13 protein-coding genes and 1 CRISPR repeat array (1 of these 14 only partly in view) are annotated in these 15,721 nt (G+C 52.3%); of the genes, 3 read left to right on the top strand and 10 right to left on the bottom strand.

Going from position 1 to position 15,721, the window contains the following annotated elements:
• Window positions 1-170: direct repeats of the CRISPR family, unit length 28 nt; unit sequence TTTCTGAGCTGCCTGTGCGGCAGCGAAC (it extends 1,600 nt beyond the left edge of the window).
• Between the two features lie 129 nt (window positions 171-299).
• Genes cas6f through cas1f form a run of 6 tightly spaced genes read right to left on the bottom strand, consistent with a single transcriptional unit; the run spans window position 300 to window position 8,660 of the window.
• Complete coding sequence (cas6f, locus tag HUF18_RS08115; RefSeq protein ID WP_225691798.1) at window positions 300-866, bottom strand: type I-F CRISPR-associated endoribonuclease Cas6/Csy4; 567 nt, start codon at window positions 864-866, stop codon at window positions 300-302.
• Window positions 867-870: 4 nt separating this feature from the next.
• Window positions 871-1,893 carry a type I-F CRISPR-associated protein Csy3 gene (csy3, locus tag HUF18_RS08110; protein WP_145470977.1) on the bottom strand — a complete coding sequence of 341 codons (1,023 nt, stop codon included), beginning with the start codon at window positions 1,891-1,893 and terminating at the stop codon, window positions 871-873.
• Window positions 1,894-1,916: 23 nt separating this feature from the next.
• Window positions 1,917-2,861: a type I-F CRISPR-associated protein Csy2 gene (csy2, locus tag HUF18_RS08105; RefSeq protein WP_225691797.1), complete on the bottom strand. Its 945-nt coding sequence runs from the start codon at window positions 2,859-2,861 to the stop codon at window positions 1,917-1,919.
• The gene (csy1, locus tag HUF18_RS08100; RefSeq protein ID WP_225691796.1) at window positions 2,858-4,195 is read right to left on the bottom strand and encodes a type I-F CRISPR-associated protein Csy1; all 1,338 of its coding nucleotides are present in this window, start codon (window positions 4,193-4,195) and stop codon (window positions 2,858-2,860) included. The genes csy2 and csy1 overlap by 4 nt, the downstream gene beginning before the upstream one ends.
• Before the next feature lie 56 nt (window positions 4,196-4,251).
• Window positions 4,252-7,686, bottom strand: coding sequence for a type I-F CRISPR-associated helicase Cas3f (cas3f, locus tag HUF18_RS08095; protein ID WP_225691795.1), 3,435 nt, complete (start codon window positions 7,684-7,686; stop codon window positions 4,252-4,254).
• The gene (cas1f, locus tag HUF18_RS08090) at window positions 7,683-8,660 is read right to left on the bottom strand and encodes a type I-F CRISPR-associated endonuclease Cas1f (protein ID WP_225692018.1); all 978 of its coding nucleotides are present in this window, start codon (window positions 8,658-8,660) and stop codon (window positions 7,683-7,685) included. The genes cas3f and cas1f overlap by 4 nt, the downstream gene beginning before the upstream one ends.
• Before the next feature lie 320 nt (window positions 8,661-8,980).
• On the opposite strand from cas1f, the gene HUF18_RS08085 reads away from it, so the two are divergent.
• On the top strand, window positions 8,981-10,054 hold the full coding sequence (locus HUF18_RS08085; protein ID WP_225691794.1) for a hypothetical protein: 1,074 nt from the start codon (window positions 8,981-8,983) through the stop codon (window positions 10,052-10,054).
• A 140-nt stretch (window positions 10,055-10,194) separates the two neighbouring features.
• Here the strand turns inward: HUF18_RS08085 and HUF18_RS08080 are convergent, their stop codons facing one another.
• Window positions 10,195-11,436 carry an MBL fold metallo-hydrolase gene (locus HUF18_RS08080; protein WP_225691793.1) on the bottom strand — a complete coding sequence of 414 codons (1,242 nt, stop codon included), beginning with the start codon at window positions 11,434-11,436 and terminating at the stop codon, window positions 10,195-10,197.
• A gap of 102 nt (window positions 11,437-11,538) precedes the next feature.
• On the bottom strand, window positions 11,539-12,186 hold the full coding sequence (locus HUF18_RS08075) for a peroxiredoxin-like family protein (protein ID WP_225691792.1): 648 nt from the start codon (window positions 12,184-12,186) through the stop codon (window positions 11,539-11,541).
• Window positions 12,187-12,476: 290 nt separating this feature from the next.
• Between HUF18_RS08075 and HUF18_RS08070 the strand changes: the two genes are divergently transcribed.
• Window positions 12,477-13,424 carry a fructosamine kinase family protein gene (locus HUF18_RS08070; RefSeq protein ID WP_225691791.1) on the top strand — a complete coding sequence of 316 codons (948 nt, stop codon included), beginning with the start codon at window positions 12,477-12,479 and terminating at the stop codon, window positions 13,422-13,424.
• A 76-nt stretch (window positions 13,425-13,500) separates the two neighbouring features.
• Here HUF18_RS08070 and pdxH read toward each other — a convergent pair whose 3' ends face one another.
• Both pdxH and menA read right to left on the bottom strand, forming a co-directional pair.
• Window positions 13,501-14,139, bottom strand: a complete 639-nt coding sequence (pdxH, locus tag HUF18_RS08065; protein WP_225691790.1) for a pyridoxamine 5'-phosphate oxidase — start codon at window positions 14,137-14,139, stop codon at window positions 13,501-13,503.
• Window positions 14,140-14,227: 88 nt separating this feature from the next.
• Window positions 14,228-15,082: a 1,4-dihydroxy-2-naphthoate octaprenyltransferase gene (menA, locus tag HUF18_RS08060; protein ID WP_145470968.1), complete on the bottom strand. Its 855-nt coding sequence runs from the start codon at window positions 15,080-15,082 to the stop codon at window positions 14,228-14,230.
• Window positions 15,083-15,240: 158 nt separating this feature from the next.
• On the opposite strand from menA, the gene HUF18_RS08055 reads away from it, so the two are divergent.
• Window positions 15,241-15,696, top strand: a complete 456-nt coding sequence (locus tag HUF18_RS08055; protein WP_225691789.1) for an RDD family protein — start codon at window positions 15,241-15,243, stop codon at window positions 15,694-15,696.
• Window positions 15,697-15,721 lie beyond the last annotated feature (25 nt).

Raw genomic sequence — 15,721 nt, 5'->3', positions numbered from 1 at the left:
GCACCTGCGCGGGAAAATGAATTTCTGAGCTGCCTGTGCGGCAGCGAACGTAAGTTTTTCTGAAATCTCATGCTGAAGAATTTTCTGAGCTGCCTGTGCGGCAGCGAACTTGAATCGCGCTCAGCGGCGCAGTCTTGCCGATTTTCTGAGCTGCCTATGCGGCAGCGAACTAGAGCTTATTCTTTCTAACACCCTGATTGTTAAAGAACTTTACAGAGAAAGCCCGCATCCCCCTTTTTTTGGGGATACGGGTTAACCCTTTGATTTTTAAAGCCAATTAAAAACCCAAAGAAAAAGGGTCAGAACCACGGTACCGTTGCATGCTGGCTTAACCCGTAACGGTTAAAATCCCCCTGCCCGGGTTTTTCCTGTCGCGGCCCGCGTGCAATAAACAGACAGAACGGCTGAGCCGTGCTGTGGCTGCGTAAATGCACATAGGGTAAATCGGGCTTACGCTCTATGGTGACAGGAATGGCCTCGGCCGCCTGATCCGACGTTTCTCCTTTGCGCTTCATACGCCGCCGGCGCAGTCGTTCGGCGCTGGTTTTGAATTGTTTACGCCGGAATACACAGTAAGCAGCATCGTCTGGTGCCGGGAGAATCGCGGTCATGCGTACATGGTCGCGCATCCCTTTCAGCCAGTCGTCCTGCATCAGGCTATGCAGGCTGCTTTCGCTGCTGTGCAGCCGTAATACATTGCCAATGCTGCGCGGATTCCGGCTGTATTGCGGAAAACTCACTCCAATATCGCTGCGTTTTTGTTGCACTAAAGCCAGGTGCAGGCGCCCGTACAGCATTCCCAGTAACTGAGCGTTACTAGTCTCCGGATCTGGCCGCACGCTTACCTCAAGGTAATGTGTTGTCATAGCCTCACCCTGCATCACCAAATACACCGCCACGGATTAATGTCGCGATTACGAAATGTTGCTGCTCCTGCTCCGGTACTTTGTCTTTCAGTACCCAGCCATCGAGCAGGTTATAAAAGTCCATTTTTTCTTTTGGCTGGCGATAAGCCTTACCCTGAGTAGTAACAGAACCATAGGGCTCTACGGCAATCGGGCCGTTTTCTGCCGCATCGGGATACCAGGTGTCGATGGTACGCAGTGCGTTGCCAATTTTTTGTGAGTGAATGGCTGCAACATTGGCAACCTGATAAAGCGTTTTGCTTTTTTTACTGCTGCCTTTATCCAGAATTAATTCCTGCGATGGAAACACTTCCTGACCTTCGCCAAGTCGTACAAAGGCGGTAATTTGCAGTAACACATGCTCTTTACCCGCTAACCCGGCTTCCATTAGTGTTGCAAGTTCTGACAATTTGTCGGTTTCTTCGGCCGGAGCTTTCAGCGCCATCATAGAATGCGTTAATGCAGCAAAGCTCCACTCAGACACGGCACGGCCACCCTGCAGGCGGGCAACGGTTACTTCAACCTGTTCTGCACCAATGCGGTTACGCCATAAAAAGCGACCGTTGGCCAGGTTGGCTGCGTAACGCTGGGCCAGTTCACCCAGGCCCGCGCTCTGAATATAACCGGCAACGGTGGCCAATAATTTTTCGCGGTAGGCCGATTCATTACAGGCAGACGGTTCGCCCACACCACTGAGTACGCGCAGTGTAAACTGGACTTTGAGGGTGTCGGCATCGGCCGGTAATGCGGCTACATCGACGGTTTGCAGGTTAGGATTTTCAATAGCAGCATCCAGCTTGGCCGGATCCTGATCTTTCGTTTTTAAGCGATTAGAAATCGTACCCCGTACCGATTTTTCACGGATAGCAACAGGCAGCCAATCACTGTCGGAACGGTTATCCCATTTGCCGGAAAATAACAACGCATCCGACACATCCAGTTTGCGTTCAAATGCCAGTACAGAAGCGGTTTTCAGTTCATTAGCCATGATATTTTTCCTTGTTTCGTCACTTAATCGTTCTGGGTTTTAATGAAATTATTGCGGCAACGGTATAAACCGTTTTCGGATTGGCTGTCGGCGTACCAGAGCAGCTGTTCGACCGACGTCAGCCGGTGAGGTGCAATCCATTGTCCGATGGAATAAAGGCTTTCAACAAAGCGAAATGGCGTATGCGGATCACGGGTATTGGCTACCGTTCCTGCCGGATATACCTCGCTGAGAGCACCATAACCAACCGAAATTGGCACAATCCAGCCCTGCCCGGTGCGGTCGTTCTGCCATTCGCCTTTGCTCTGTTCTGCTGCTGCCTGGTAATGCCAGTTCACGCGGGAAAGCGACAGCCAGGCATCCAGCCGGGTAGCATCGGGCTGCGTAGCGTTAAGCTCGGTTAAGCGCTGATCGAGCAGATCATCGCGTGCCACCAGCGTAAAACCAGGAAGTAATTTGCGCGTTAAAGCGGCCATTTGGGCCGGCTCACCACAGGAAACAGCATAAGGCTTGTAGCGTTGCAGCCAGGGTTTGGCCGGTGGGTGAACAGTGCCCCCGGCGATACGCATCCGGTTCAGAATGTCTGCAACCTGAGCCGGGTATTCATCCTGCCATTCACCGGTGCCGATATTCACGCCAAACACCAGACTGATGTCCAGATGAATCCGGCCTTCTTCAACAATGGCGGCGGTTTTTCCGCTTTTATCCACGGGATTACGGGTCAGACAAAAGGATTTTACAAAACCACCGTCATTCACCTGTTCCTGATGATCATGACAAACCACACCGACCGCGTTCAGCGGTAATTCCACTCCGGCTTGCTTCAGTTGACGTTCAAGCGCCCACATCAGGCCCAGAAAGGCAGTCATTGACGGAAAGCCATGGGTTAAAGGGCTGGAAACTGCATTAGCGTTTTGTACCCGCAAACGGGGAATCACCAGGAAATGGCTGATGTCTGGCAAATTCATGCTACACCTCCTGGCACACGACGCTGCTGTGGAACCGGCCAATGAGCATCAACAATCGCCTGCTTAGCCCAGTGTTTGTACTCCACATCACCAACCGTTTTTAATCCGGACTTATGCAGCTGTGCGTTTAACCAGTTGGCAAAATAGCCGGTTATTTCATCCGGCCAGTCGCCCCACTGGTAAGCAGCATTAAATTGTTCGTCTTCGGCCTGATGCTCTTCGCGCGGTGGTAATTCAATGCGTTCAGGGTCAAGCCAAAGCCGCTGACATTGAGGTAATCTGCAATCGTTATGACGACTCCAGCCCGGCTCCTGAGCCAAGCGGATGCTCTCTCCATATAACGCCAGTTGCTGGCCAAGAGCCTGCTCCAGAGCCTCGCGCTTTTCACGGGTTGCTTTAACGGCATCCGGATCAGACAGCAACAGACTGCTCAGCGCTTTCAGCAAATCTGCTACGTCATCAAAGAAATAAAAAGAATGAAAGACAGAGTCAACGTTAAGCACCTTAATCCGGTCTGAAGTATTCCAGTATGGTGGCAAAGACGCTAACAGGTAATTAACCCCACCCCGTTCGCTGTTCAGCTGCGAAATATTCTGCGGTTTGGTGCCACCCAGCTTGCGCACAACCAGACCACGATAATCGTGATAACTCCCGTCGTAAGCGCTGTTTTCCCGACGTGCCTGGCGGGCCAGTTTGTTTTCCTCACCAAAGCGTGCCGCCTGAATATCGGCATGTACTTTATGCGCCAGAGCACTGGAAAATAATGGCTGTAACAGTTGGTATTCGGCATTATCGGTCGGCTCTTCGCCCACCAGCCAATACAGCTGTTTGGCCGCCACGTGTGATACGGGCTGGCTTTCTGCGCGGATTAATGATGAGAAGGCCTGCATCCATTCCTGAGCGGTTCCTGCATCGGCTGATAATGCCGCCTGCAAATCGGCGTCAGCTTCCTGCATCCAGTCAAACAGCCGCTTTCCTTCCACTTCGGTTTTCAGAAATTTAAAAACATCCAGCGCGGCGGCATTGCCAACAATATCTTCAGCAAAAGTATCACCCAGCAGGTGGCTGCCGATTTCACGATGCTGAGGAAGATTATTGGGAGCTAGGTGCAGGCTGCTGCCTCTGGCGTCCGGGTGTGTGGCTTTGAGTACGTGGGTAACCGCCTGAATCTGATTAACACGGCGGGCGGCATCGGCCAGCCAAGTCGTGTATTCATATTTAGCAGCCGTCTCAATATCAGTATTGTTGCCCTTCAGTTTGGCATCCCGTCGCTCTTCAATAAACGCGGTAATAGCCTGGCGAAAGGTCTGTGTTCTGTCCGTCGATATTTCCATATTGTATGTCCTTTTATCTCTCCAATTTCCTGCTGAATAATGTCAAAGTTTACTGCTTATCTCTTTTTCCAAAATCCCAACCAAGAGTGCCAGTACCACCCGGGATCATTTTCCAACACTTCGACCGTTGTCATTTTTTCTGCACAACGCTCTAGCGATATATCCAGCGCTTCCGCCTGTTCACGCACTAAGGTCATTAAATCGAAATCAGCCCAGGCGCTGATGCCGGGGGCCGGTTCTAACAACAGCTTGTGACGCTGACTGCTGTCTACCGCTATGTACAGGTTGCTCCCCCGCGCCGACCGGTCATTCTCAACACGATGCAGCAGCAATTGTTCTTCGTCATCATCGGGGAGGAAAACTAACGTCCGGGTTTTGCTGCCGGCGGAATCACGGAACGGCTGATATTGTGCTAATACGCCGGTCAGCAGGTTGCGCGAATGCGTCCAGCCCGGTGCCGCTTCATCTTGCTCCAACCACTGAACCTGAGTATTGCGCCGTGAAACGTTAGCCGGTTGTGGCCGCGGGTACATAGTGGCCGTCATACGTGCCTGCTCCAGATCGGTGAAGCTACTCTGCGGTTGTTGCTCTTCGGACTGTCGCGGAAAAATGCGCGGAACGGCGTTTAAGTGCCGGTACTCATCCGTGCTCAGCAGGTCGTGCAGCCAATGGCTGTTCAGACAGAACCGACTACCGGCATCGCCTTTTTCAAAACCCGGTCGCTGGTAAACCGCTGCGTCACCATGAAAACCCGTGAAGTGTTTAACCGGCGCGTCCAGCAGCAACATATTGGTGTGTTGCGGGTTTTTTCGGCGGTGGCGCTGTACGCGACCGGCCAGCTGAATGAACGAGCGCATGGACGATGGTTCGGCAATGGCCCAGTCGGCGTCCCAGTCACGCCCGACTTCACACACCGGTGAGGCCAGCACCACAAATAACTGCTGCTGCGCGGCGGTATTATCCAGAGCAGCGCGCACACCCGGATGCTGATAAACGGCCTGTCCGCCAGCATCACGGCGGTTAAATACGGTATCCAGAAGATTTTCAATCGCCGAGCGCTGCACCAGCGGAAAGCGTGAGTGATAAACACAGAGGTGAATATGTGCATTTTCACCGCTACCCTGGGCATATAGCGCTTTGGCCACCTCAATAAGTGGCTCGATATTGGCCATCCGCACAATACCAAAACTCACCTGTTTACCGGTTACAGGATCGGTTTCAGCATGGCTTTTGTGTAAACGGAGGCAGCCATCACGAATAATTCCGGCCAGTTCGGAGTACACCGCATCAGGCTGTCGGGCGGTGATATTCACGGGAATAATATCAGCCAGACGACAAGGGATATCTTTGGCCAGCTGACTGACGCGTTTACGGATGAAGTGCTGGTGATGTTGTTCAAATACGACGGCATCTGCAGCCTGTTCAACCTGCACGCCAAATTCATCAACCCACAGACAAGGAATATCCGCCACAGCTCCGGCAACAGCGCCATTAACGCCACGGTTATGCAGATAATGCTGACGACCTTCACGGTACGCCATATACATGCCCGCGACTAACGCCGGCGGCAATGTTGCCGAGGATAAAATAACGCGGCTGCCCAGCAATCCGGCCCAATACACCAGCCGGGTTAATGCGGGCAGATCGTTCAGATCATAATCGTCTAATTCATCCAGAGTCAGGTCGCTGCTCATCAGGCGCAGCATCGGAGCAATTTGCCGCCCTGCCCGCTGCGACTCAGTAGCCGGCACCATATGATCGACCGTGCACACCAGCATAGGGGCCGATAACAGTTTACGGATGTCGGCATTGGCTAAGGCTTTTTCCAATAATGGATGATCGGTGGTATTACCTTCGTACAGTACATGGCTGTCTTCTTCGAGTAATTCCTGCACCGAAGCCGAACCACTCTGCTCAGCCTGCTGCTCGTAATAATTAAATAAATCGCGACTGGCTGAACCACCGACCTGAATGGCGAGTTCATCGTCATCCAGATGCAGGTCTTTGCGGTAGCTGCGCCCGGTCTGCAAGGTAAGTGTCCGCAGGCCAAGCGCATAGGTTGCGCGCATACCTTGCTGCGGGTCAGCAAGAGCATAAAGAATGCGGGCATTGGCTAATGTTTTACCGCAACCGGTTGACGCCATATTGATAATAAAAGCACCTTGCTGCCGGGCGCTTTCGCGGATAGCCGTGGCAGCATCAAAGGCTTTATCCTGCCAGGAAAAACGTGGGTTACCGCTGCGTTTTCTTAAGCCCCGGTGATTAGCCAAACGGGGTAAGTAACGCTCAAACCCCGGCAAGGCGTGAGCAATGGAAGCAGCCCCCTGTGCAACGCCCAGCAAATGCTCCAGTAACGATTGATTGAGTACCTGCTGACCGCTGTGCTTACGCGTGGTATTGGCAGCCAGTGTCTGCGCTGGTTGTAAAAAGGGTTGGCGACGCACAACCGGTTGATCATCAGCGCCTAAGCCCAGGCTGGAATAATGGTGATCACCGAGCATCAAACAAAGCCGCGCCAGATGCATCACATAAGGGTTATCCAGCCAGTTTCCGCCATGCGTTTTTTGCAGTGACAACAAACGCTTCGCCAGTTTCGCGGCCTGCTTGCGCCAGGCTGGCGAAATAACCGGCAACTCGCCGTTTATATTCCAGTATTTTTCTTTCTGAACTCGTTCCGCATCCTGCGCTTCTTCATTCCAGTCGTGCGCTATTTTCGATAATAAGCCCGGTATTTCATGCAGAGCTGGCCGCTCTCCTCTGGCACCGAACCACATCGGCTTACCCGACTCATCTTTGGCTGGTTTAAGTGGTAAACGATGATGAGTAACAACCAGCCAGCCAAGCGCAGCCGCCGTTGGCGCCTGATTAATCAGAGAAGCAAAAGGTTGCCGGTTACTTTCTGAGGCATCTAATCCATCACGCCAGTAACGGCCAGAAGCCGTCCAGAGTGCGTGATCATCTGCCGTTTCATCGGCCAGGCGCTGCAGCCAATGTTCGTCATCATCAGTACCGACAAAGGCCTGAAACAAGCGCAGTGAAACCCACTCGTGACGATACAGATTCTTTTCCGTCAGCTTACCGCGCAGGCGCTCCTGAAACGCGATACTGGCTTTGCCCAAATCGTGCAACAGCCCCGCCAACTGCGCCAGTACACGAATAATATCGAGGGTATACCAGTCATTTTCGTCTTCACGGCGCAGTACATTACGCGCCGTAGTATTAGTTGGCGTTGCACCTTTGGCATTGAACTGGCTGGCATCGCCGACAATCCACATCAGCTCACTATGGTCTTTGCCGCGAATCCAGTGACAGGCAACCGCTGTATTTTTACGCGCCGTTTTGCGTAAGAGTTTACGTAAGGTATTCAATCCATCCATCGTAATCGCGGTTTGCCAGGTGCGCTCTCCTCTGCGCTCGGCAAACTGGTCGAGAATACGGCGACTTTCTTTTAAAGCATTCTTACTGCACTGGGAGACGAAAAGAACGTTCATGCCACGCCCTTACCCGCAGTGCTGATGGCAACGCTTTTTAAGGTATCAATCATAAAATCAAGAGATTCACTGCGCGCCAATACTTCAATGCAGTTCTGACGGAATGCCTGTTCATCGTCACCACGCATGGCCGATAAAAACGCCTGCGGCAGAATGCAGGCATCTTTAATTAAATCAGCGGCATCAAATACCAGACCGCCACGCCGGGTTTTACCATGTAATACCGCCAAACCATGCGGTAAACCTAAAACCCAGGTGGCAGTAGCGCCCAGGCCATACGCCAGATAATTGCCGTGATCAAGAAAGCGGTTGGCAGGATCTGTGCCCGCACCTCGTTTGGCGCGGGTAAAATCACCGTAATTGACCGTATCGACTGCCAGTTTAAACAACGCTTTGGTCAGGCGGGCTTCTTCTGTCAATAAACCGGTAGTATCCGCTTGCTGCGGAATTCGTTCTTCACTGCCAGCAAGTAACTGGTGGAGCCTTACGGTATCAACGTTAAAGCCCTGATCCTGCAAGGAACGCCGGCTCCATTCCTCTTTAAGCCGCCGAAGCCGTGCCAGTTGCATCGTTTTGGCAGCCTGAAGACGCAGCTCATCATCGAACCAGAATCTCACCCAGCCCTGTAAATACTCCGTTGGCCGGTATTCACTCTGAGGGGAAAACCACGCGACTTCGATATCCATTTCATTCGCGCTGAACAGCGGAGTACCGCCACCACCACAAAACCCAACCAGTACACCCGCCTTGGCCAGCTCACGCATCGCTGCCTGGGTAACTGAAGTGCCGGTGCCAAGCAGAATGGTCGTGGTATTGGCAATCGGGATATTCCAGTAGAGAGATTTCTTACCCTGATCGGTGACGTACTCCACACGCCCACCGTTCACCAACACCCGGCAATATTGCAGGTAATAAATATTGGCTCTTTTGGAGTGCAATATGGTTTTCAGATCTGAAGGTGAAAAGTCATCCATAGTCATCTGCCCGCCTCTCTGACGGCCTTTCTTCCCTGTATCACTTGAGCATTCATCGCTTAGCGATGCCTGCTGCGATTAGATGTTGTGACAGATGAAGATACTGACTTATTTATAATCAATCAATGTTCAGCAACGACCAGCCGAGCGCCAGTAGCCGTGGTTAACATTAAGCACCATGCTGATATTTAAACCCCACTTTCCTGCTCAAATGGGGCTTTTTCGCCCCACCCTCTGCAGCCAACGGCAGTTTTTATTCATATTTTTCTGGAACATGGATTGCTACAGAACGAGAGTAATGAACTCTGAGAGATAACGGAATGCCACCTCAAAACAACCAGCAGAAAGCCAAGAAAAAGCAGGTCATACAGAAGAACGTGGCTTCAAAGCATAAATTGTCCAAAACATCGGGTGCAGGAGGCATTAAAAAACAAAAAACTGTTCATCATGGAAAACCGTCATACAGAGCACTGGATGACAACACTCTGACCCTGGTGCAACAAAAACGCGGAGGTTTTTTTGATTTTAAACCGTTGCCGATTAAGAAGAAAAAAATCACTAAAGGGGCATTCCGTTTTGAATCAAACCCTACGGTCCATGGATATAGCTCTGGTTATCATGAGTCGGGGATCACAACAGATACAACCGATCACCTGTGGAACCGGACTCAGCTGGGCAATGGGCTGAGTGCCTTTCCCAGCACGGCCCCAAACCCGTTAAAAGGAGAGAAATTTTACGAATCCAATGTTGATTCAATTCTGAAAGCGGGTGACGGTGCGAGAACGGATACGGCCCAAACGATATTGTCTGTGCCGCAAGTTAATGGTGGCGGGAGCGCCGGGCATTCTGGGTCGAATGTAAAAACCACCAAGCAGAAACAAGCTCACGACCTGTTGCGAAAGACCACCGTCGATATGCTGCGCGACAACGATATGACGCCAGGTGTAGCGTCTGTTACTTTCGGAGCACTGACCGTAGCCAGCATGGCACCCGGAAACCTGGCGTCTCAGGCGGTTGACGCCAAAAAGATTAAGGCCAGTCAGATTAAAGATCATTGGGAGAGTCAACGTGAGGAGGCTAAATCACGGGTAGAACATATGTATCAAACCCTTAGCCCCAAAGAACAAGCCAGGGTCAACCATCATATGAGCAATGTATTCAAGAGTCTGCCCAGCGACCGCCGGTTAGCAAACGGGCGATGCACCTCACCTGTAAGGGATAAAAAACGGATAGGAACAAACGCTTTGACTGGCGGAGGATATGTTTCCTCATCTAACGATGTATTACCTACGCCAACACATTCCCTGCCGATAAAAGGAAATATGAGCAACGAAGAATATGCGAGAACAGCAACTCTGTATATGACACAGCCTTTCAGAGAGAGAAGGAAATAGAAACAACCGACAGCAGATCAATTTTTTCCTGATGCTGCCGTTACCACAGAAAATACAGATAGAGAGATGCCGAGAATATAAGGCAACTATCTATCCATAAAGACACAGCCTGCCGGTTGCAATTTCGGGTAGTATCGCAGTCAAAGCTCGGTCGCTTTTCCCAGCGTTTTCTGAACCATTGGCAGTTGAGCCAAGCGACTATTATCCCCCTCTTCCGCAACCATTTCCTGATTTTTATTTCCCTGCCCTGCAATCTCCTCTTCAATTAACGGCTGCCACCAGTAACTGAAACGTTGTTCGCTGCCGATAATCACACCTTCGCCAATGGTCGGTGTAACCAGCGCAATATTGCGTTGTTCGGCCTGCTGCCGTACCTGTTCCAGCGGGTCGTACCAGGCATGAATCGACAGGTCGAAGGTGCTGTTATGGATGGGCAGCATCTGTTTACCACGTAAATCGATATGCGCCTGTACACTTTGCTCCGGCATCATATGCACATGCGCCCAGCGCGGGTTATAAGCGCCGTTTTCGATCATGGTTAAATCGAACGGGCCGTAGCGCTCGCCGATACTTTTGAAGCCGTCAAAATAGCCGCCGTCGCCACTGAAAAAATAACGTTTATCGTCGCGGATAATCACCCAGGATGCCCACAGGGTTTCATCACCGTCCAGCACGCCACGGCCGGAAAAATGCTGCGCCGGAGTCGCGGCTAATAAGGTGTCGCCAACCCGGGTTTCCTGCCACCAGTCGTGTTCATGAATACGCTCTTCGCTTACGCCCCAGTCACGCAGATACTGGCCAAGCCCAAGCGGTACATAAAAGCCTTCTGCCCGGTCGGCCAGTGCACGGATGCTGGCTTCATCCAGATGATCGTAATGGTTATGGGAAATTATAATGCCGGTCAGTGCGGGTAATTCGTCCAGCCCAATAGGCGGTTGATGAAAGCGTTTGGGCCCTGCCCACTGCACCGGAGAGGCACGTTCGGAGAATACCGGGTCCAGCAGCCAGAGTTCGCCATTAAGTGCCAGCAGCAGGGTTGAGTGACCGATGCGGTATACGCGATGTTCTCCGGCAGGCAGCTGTTGCAGCTCTTCGGCATTGAATGAGCGCACCGGAATGGCCTGTGAGGGTACCGAGCGCGGATGTTTGCGGGTCGCCAGCTCCCAGAATATTCCGGCGACCTCTTTCAGCCCCTGTGCCGGGCGCGGCACCGGATTCACAAACTGCTTTTCTGCAGGCAGGTATTGTGGTGATTGTTGCAGCCGTTCGCTCTGAATACTGCTCTGCGTACGGTTACTGGCACAGCTGCTCAGCAACACAGGGATCACCACCAGTAAAATCAGAACCGTTACCGCTCCGGCTGCCAGAATGGGGTATTTCATGTGTTCCTCCGGCCCACCCGGGGCATTTTGATCGCCCTATATTAAGTAACCGATGGTTATTAATAAACCATTTCAGACGACCACTGTGTTCTCTCCAATGAATTAATCGGGGCTCTGTAACGCCTCAGTCTGCTGATGGGCAAAAGCCAAGACATCATCCAGCGGCGGATGATCACCTTCGTCGCGGCCATAATACGCCCGCCGGATCACGCCATTGGCATCTATAAAAAAGTTCATCGGCATGGTGTGTAATGCACCACTGAAAGCGCTCGGCCAGTAGCCTTTTACCAGCATGGAATACAGCACAGTCGGCAAGCGCAACAACATTCCTTTAACCACCCCCAGCCAGGAATATTGCACACCGAAACGACGGTGAACGCGGGCTTTGGCATCCGCCAGAATCGGATAAGCTGAATCATGGCGTTCTGAATAGGTCCGCAGATCATCCAGCGAGGAATCAAACACGGCCACCACCTGAAAATCCTCTGGCAGTTGCGCTTTCAACTGCAACAGGCGATGTAAACGTAAATTGCAGAATGGACAAGCAGCAAAGCGGAAGAACACCAGCAAGGCGGGTTTTCCCAGCAACTGCGTGCTGCTGAACACAGTGCCATCCAACGCCGGTAATTCAAAGGCGGGTATCTTTTGCCCTGGCTGCAATCTGCCCGATACCGGAGGTTCTCCGGCCGGGATATTTTTATTACCGTCACTGTTATTGTTTTGCGGTTGGGGAGATGCTGGCTGATTCATTACTGTTCCTTTATAGGGCCTGTGCACGCCACGGGTTAAAACTCTCTGCCTGTTGTCGCTGTAGCCGTGCATTTCTTACGATGCTTTTCTGTTACTTCTTTTTATAACCGTAAACGTGCGAAAGAAGTGGCGATCAATATTCTGTTAACACTCCGTAACCGGAACGTAATCTCTTGGTAAAAGCCCCATAAAATGCTCAGCCCAGGGTATGAAAGTGTTAACTGCTAAGCATTATTTCTGTCTTTACCGCCATACACTGTACAACTGTTTAACCGTCAGAGTGTTGTGCTATGAACCATGCTTTTGCCCTTGATGAGCGTGCACCCGGTTACCATGACGACCATACAGCTCAGCCATTACTCCGCGATGTTCTGGCCGATGCGGTAAATAACAGGCTGCTGTTTCCTTCCGCAGCCGATCTGCGCGGCTTCAGCCGCCATCAACATAAAAATCAGCTGCAGTTCAGTGTGCAGACGGCCGCTGGCGCGTTTTTTATTAAATGCCAGGAGCTGGCTTATCTGCCGCGCTTTGCCGCTGAACAGGAATGCCTGCTGCGGATGATGGCCACGCAAACCATCGCAGCCTGCGCACCACTGGCACTCGGCTCAGTTAAACAGCCAGATATCCAGCCGATGGCATATCTTATCCTGCAGCATATACCTCTGGCAGTACACGGTGACTGGTTCAGTGCCGGGCAGCAACTGGCGCAGATGCACCACCACACCACGGATAAAGGCTATGGTTTCGAGCGTATGACCTGGTGTGGCGAAACCGCTCAGGACAACCGCTGGCAGGAAAGCTGGCGTGAATTTTTTATCGGCCAGCGTCTGCAGCCCTTACTCGCGCAACTGCTTGAACGCGGTATCCGCCTGGCGCACAGTCAGAAAGCCTTACAGCGCGCCAGTGAGATACTGGCCTGCCACCAGCCTGATGCTTCGTTACTGCACGGCGATTTATGGTCGGGTAATATTGGCTTTAATCCGGATAAACAATTGTCTTACCCGGTATTATTTGATCCGGCAAGCTATTACGGCGATGCCGAAACCGATCTGGCGATGACCGAGTTATTCGGCCGCTTCCCGAAAAAATTCTACGACGGTTATGAAAGTATCAATCCGTTATCTGCCAACTACGAAAAACGCCGCCCGGTGTATCAGCTCTATCATCTGTTAAATCATGCTTTGCTGTTTGGTGGCAGCTATATTCCTCAGGCCGAAGCGTTAATGGCGAAGATCTGATTTTTTCGTGGCATTTAAAGCCTGAACGTAAAAAAGCCCGGAAATTCCGGGCTTTTTTATTTCAAGCATTTTTATCTTAAGGATTCAGGCGCTGCTTTTTCCATTCACCGGCTGCCATAGAATATTCCAGCCGGTCATGCAGACGATGCTCACCACCCTGCCAGAATTCCATACGCGCAGGTTTCAGGCGATAGCCACCCCAGTAATCCGGCAGCGGTACGTCCTGCCCGGCGTACTGCTCAGATACCTCAGCAAACTTAGCCTCCAGCGTAGCGCGGTCAGCCAGAGGACGGCTTTGCGCTGACGCCCAGGCACCGAGCTGGCTTTCCCGTGGACGGGAGTGAAAATAGGCTTCAGCCTCGGCGCGGCTGATCTTTTCCACCAACCCCTGCACCTGTACCTGACGCTCCAGATTGATCCAGAAAAAATGCAGGCTGGCATGAGCGTTAGCCGCAAAATGCAGCCCTTTGTTGCTGTCGTAGTTGGTAAAAAATACGAAGCCATTTTCGTCGTAGGCCTTCAGCAGCAGAATACGCTGCCAGGGCTGGCCTTCGGCATCAACCGAAGCAACCGTCATAATGGTTGGCTCCAGTGGGTTGGTGCCACGGTATTGCTCAAACCAGGCATGAAACTGGGTCATAGGGTCGGCCGCTGCCGTTTGTTCATCTAACCGGCCCTGAGTGTATTGCCGACGGATATCACCTAAATTAACCATTTAACTCTCCTGCCTGTGTTCATAATAACGATGCTGAAAGTCTAACCTTTGCAATCGTTCTGAATATTGATCTGTCGCCCTGAGCGGTTTAAAACGCGAGAAAATCAAACGCACGCAGCAATGCAAACAACAGACAAAACAACGCGGTCTGAGCCAGCTGCCGGTTCAGTTTTATGCCATAACGCCGCCAGATGCGCAGCACCAGCCACAGTGCGGCCGGCAACGCACACCAGACAAAGCTCAGAATATTCGTCGGTAACAAGACAAAGGGCAATAAAATCAGCGCGGCATACACCAGCCGGGTGGCACGCTCCCCCAGCCACAGCGCCAGAGTGGTTTTGCCAGCCAGCGCGTCGCTGTCGCGGTCACGCAGATTATTCACCAGCATAATGGCCGCCGTCAGCAAACCCATCTGTACCGCCGCCAGCCACACATCCGGCGGCAATGTCTGGCGCTGCAGATAATAACTGCCGCACACTGCCAGCAAACCGAAAAACAGAAAGACTGTCACCTCCCCCAAGCCATGGGAAGCCAGCGGCACCGGGCCGGCACTGTAAGCCAGTACCCCCAGCACTGAGGCCAGCCCCAGCAAGGCAAAGGGCCAGCCGCCCTGCAATACCAGCCAGCCACCGCTGATAACAGCCAGCAATAAGCTCAGGATCAGCCCGCCCTGCAGCTCACGCACACTGAGCCAGCCCGATTGTGCTGCCCGCGCCGGACCAAGGCGCACGCCGTCATCGATGCCACGCTGAAAATCGAACAGGTCATTGGCAATATTCACCGCCACCTGCAGTGCCAGTGCACACAGCAGAATCACCAGCGCCAGCGACCAGGAAAATCCCCCGGCCGCTGCCGCCATACTCTGGCTGAGTAATACCGGTGCCAGTGCCGCCGGTAAGGTTTTGGGTCGTGCGGCCAGAACCCAGGCCTGTTGTTTGTTCACAAATCGTCCTTATCACTTGCCCTTATACATCGGGCTGTCAGCGGGTAAAGTGCACGGCTGACGCTTTCTTACCCGTCTGCAGCCTGCTTTGGCAGTCAGGACGCAGCTCTTTTGCTATGATGCGCGCCTGTTCTTTGCCGACCGTTACAGGTGTTGTTATGTCTGATCAGAATTACCCGACCGCTCCGCTTTCCCGCCGTCTTGCGGCGCTGGCTTACGATGCTCTGGTTCTGATTGCTCTTTATATTATGCTCGGCGGCCTGCTGGTCACCGCTGTATCCAAAATTATCGGCAGTCCGGAGTTTGTGCGTCTCAGCCCGGCGATGTCGATGTCCGTCATGTTTACTATCTGCTTTCTTTATTACAGCCATTCCTGGCGTCGTGGCGGCCAGACCATTGGTATGAAAGCCTGGGGACTAAAACTGCTGAACGACAACAATAAAGGCACTGGCATTCAGCTCAGCCAGTGTATGCTGCGCACCGGGGTTGGTTTTTTCTCGCTGTTGTTTGTGGGCCTCGGCTTCTGGTGGATGCTGTTTGATAAACAACAACGCAGCTGGCATGACATCGCCTCTCTGACGCGTATGGTTTATATCCCGAAAAACATGAAATAAACGCCCTTCCGGCACTGCCCACGGG

The sequence above is a fragment of the Thalassolituus sp. ST750PaO-4 genome (assembly GCF_020320405.1).
GTDB classification, from domain to species: Bacteria; Pseudomonadota; Gammaproteobacteria; order Pseudomonadales; family Oceanobacteraceae; genus Venatoribacter; species Venatoribacter alkanivorans.
The sequence above is the reverse complement of the archived record's forward strand: the minus strand, read 5'-3'. Positions and strand labels throughout refer to the sequence as shown.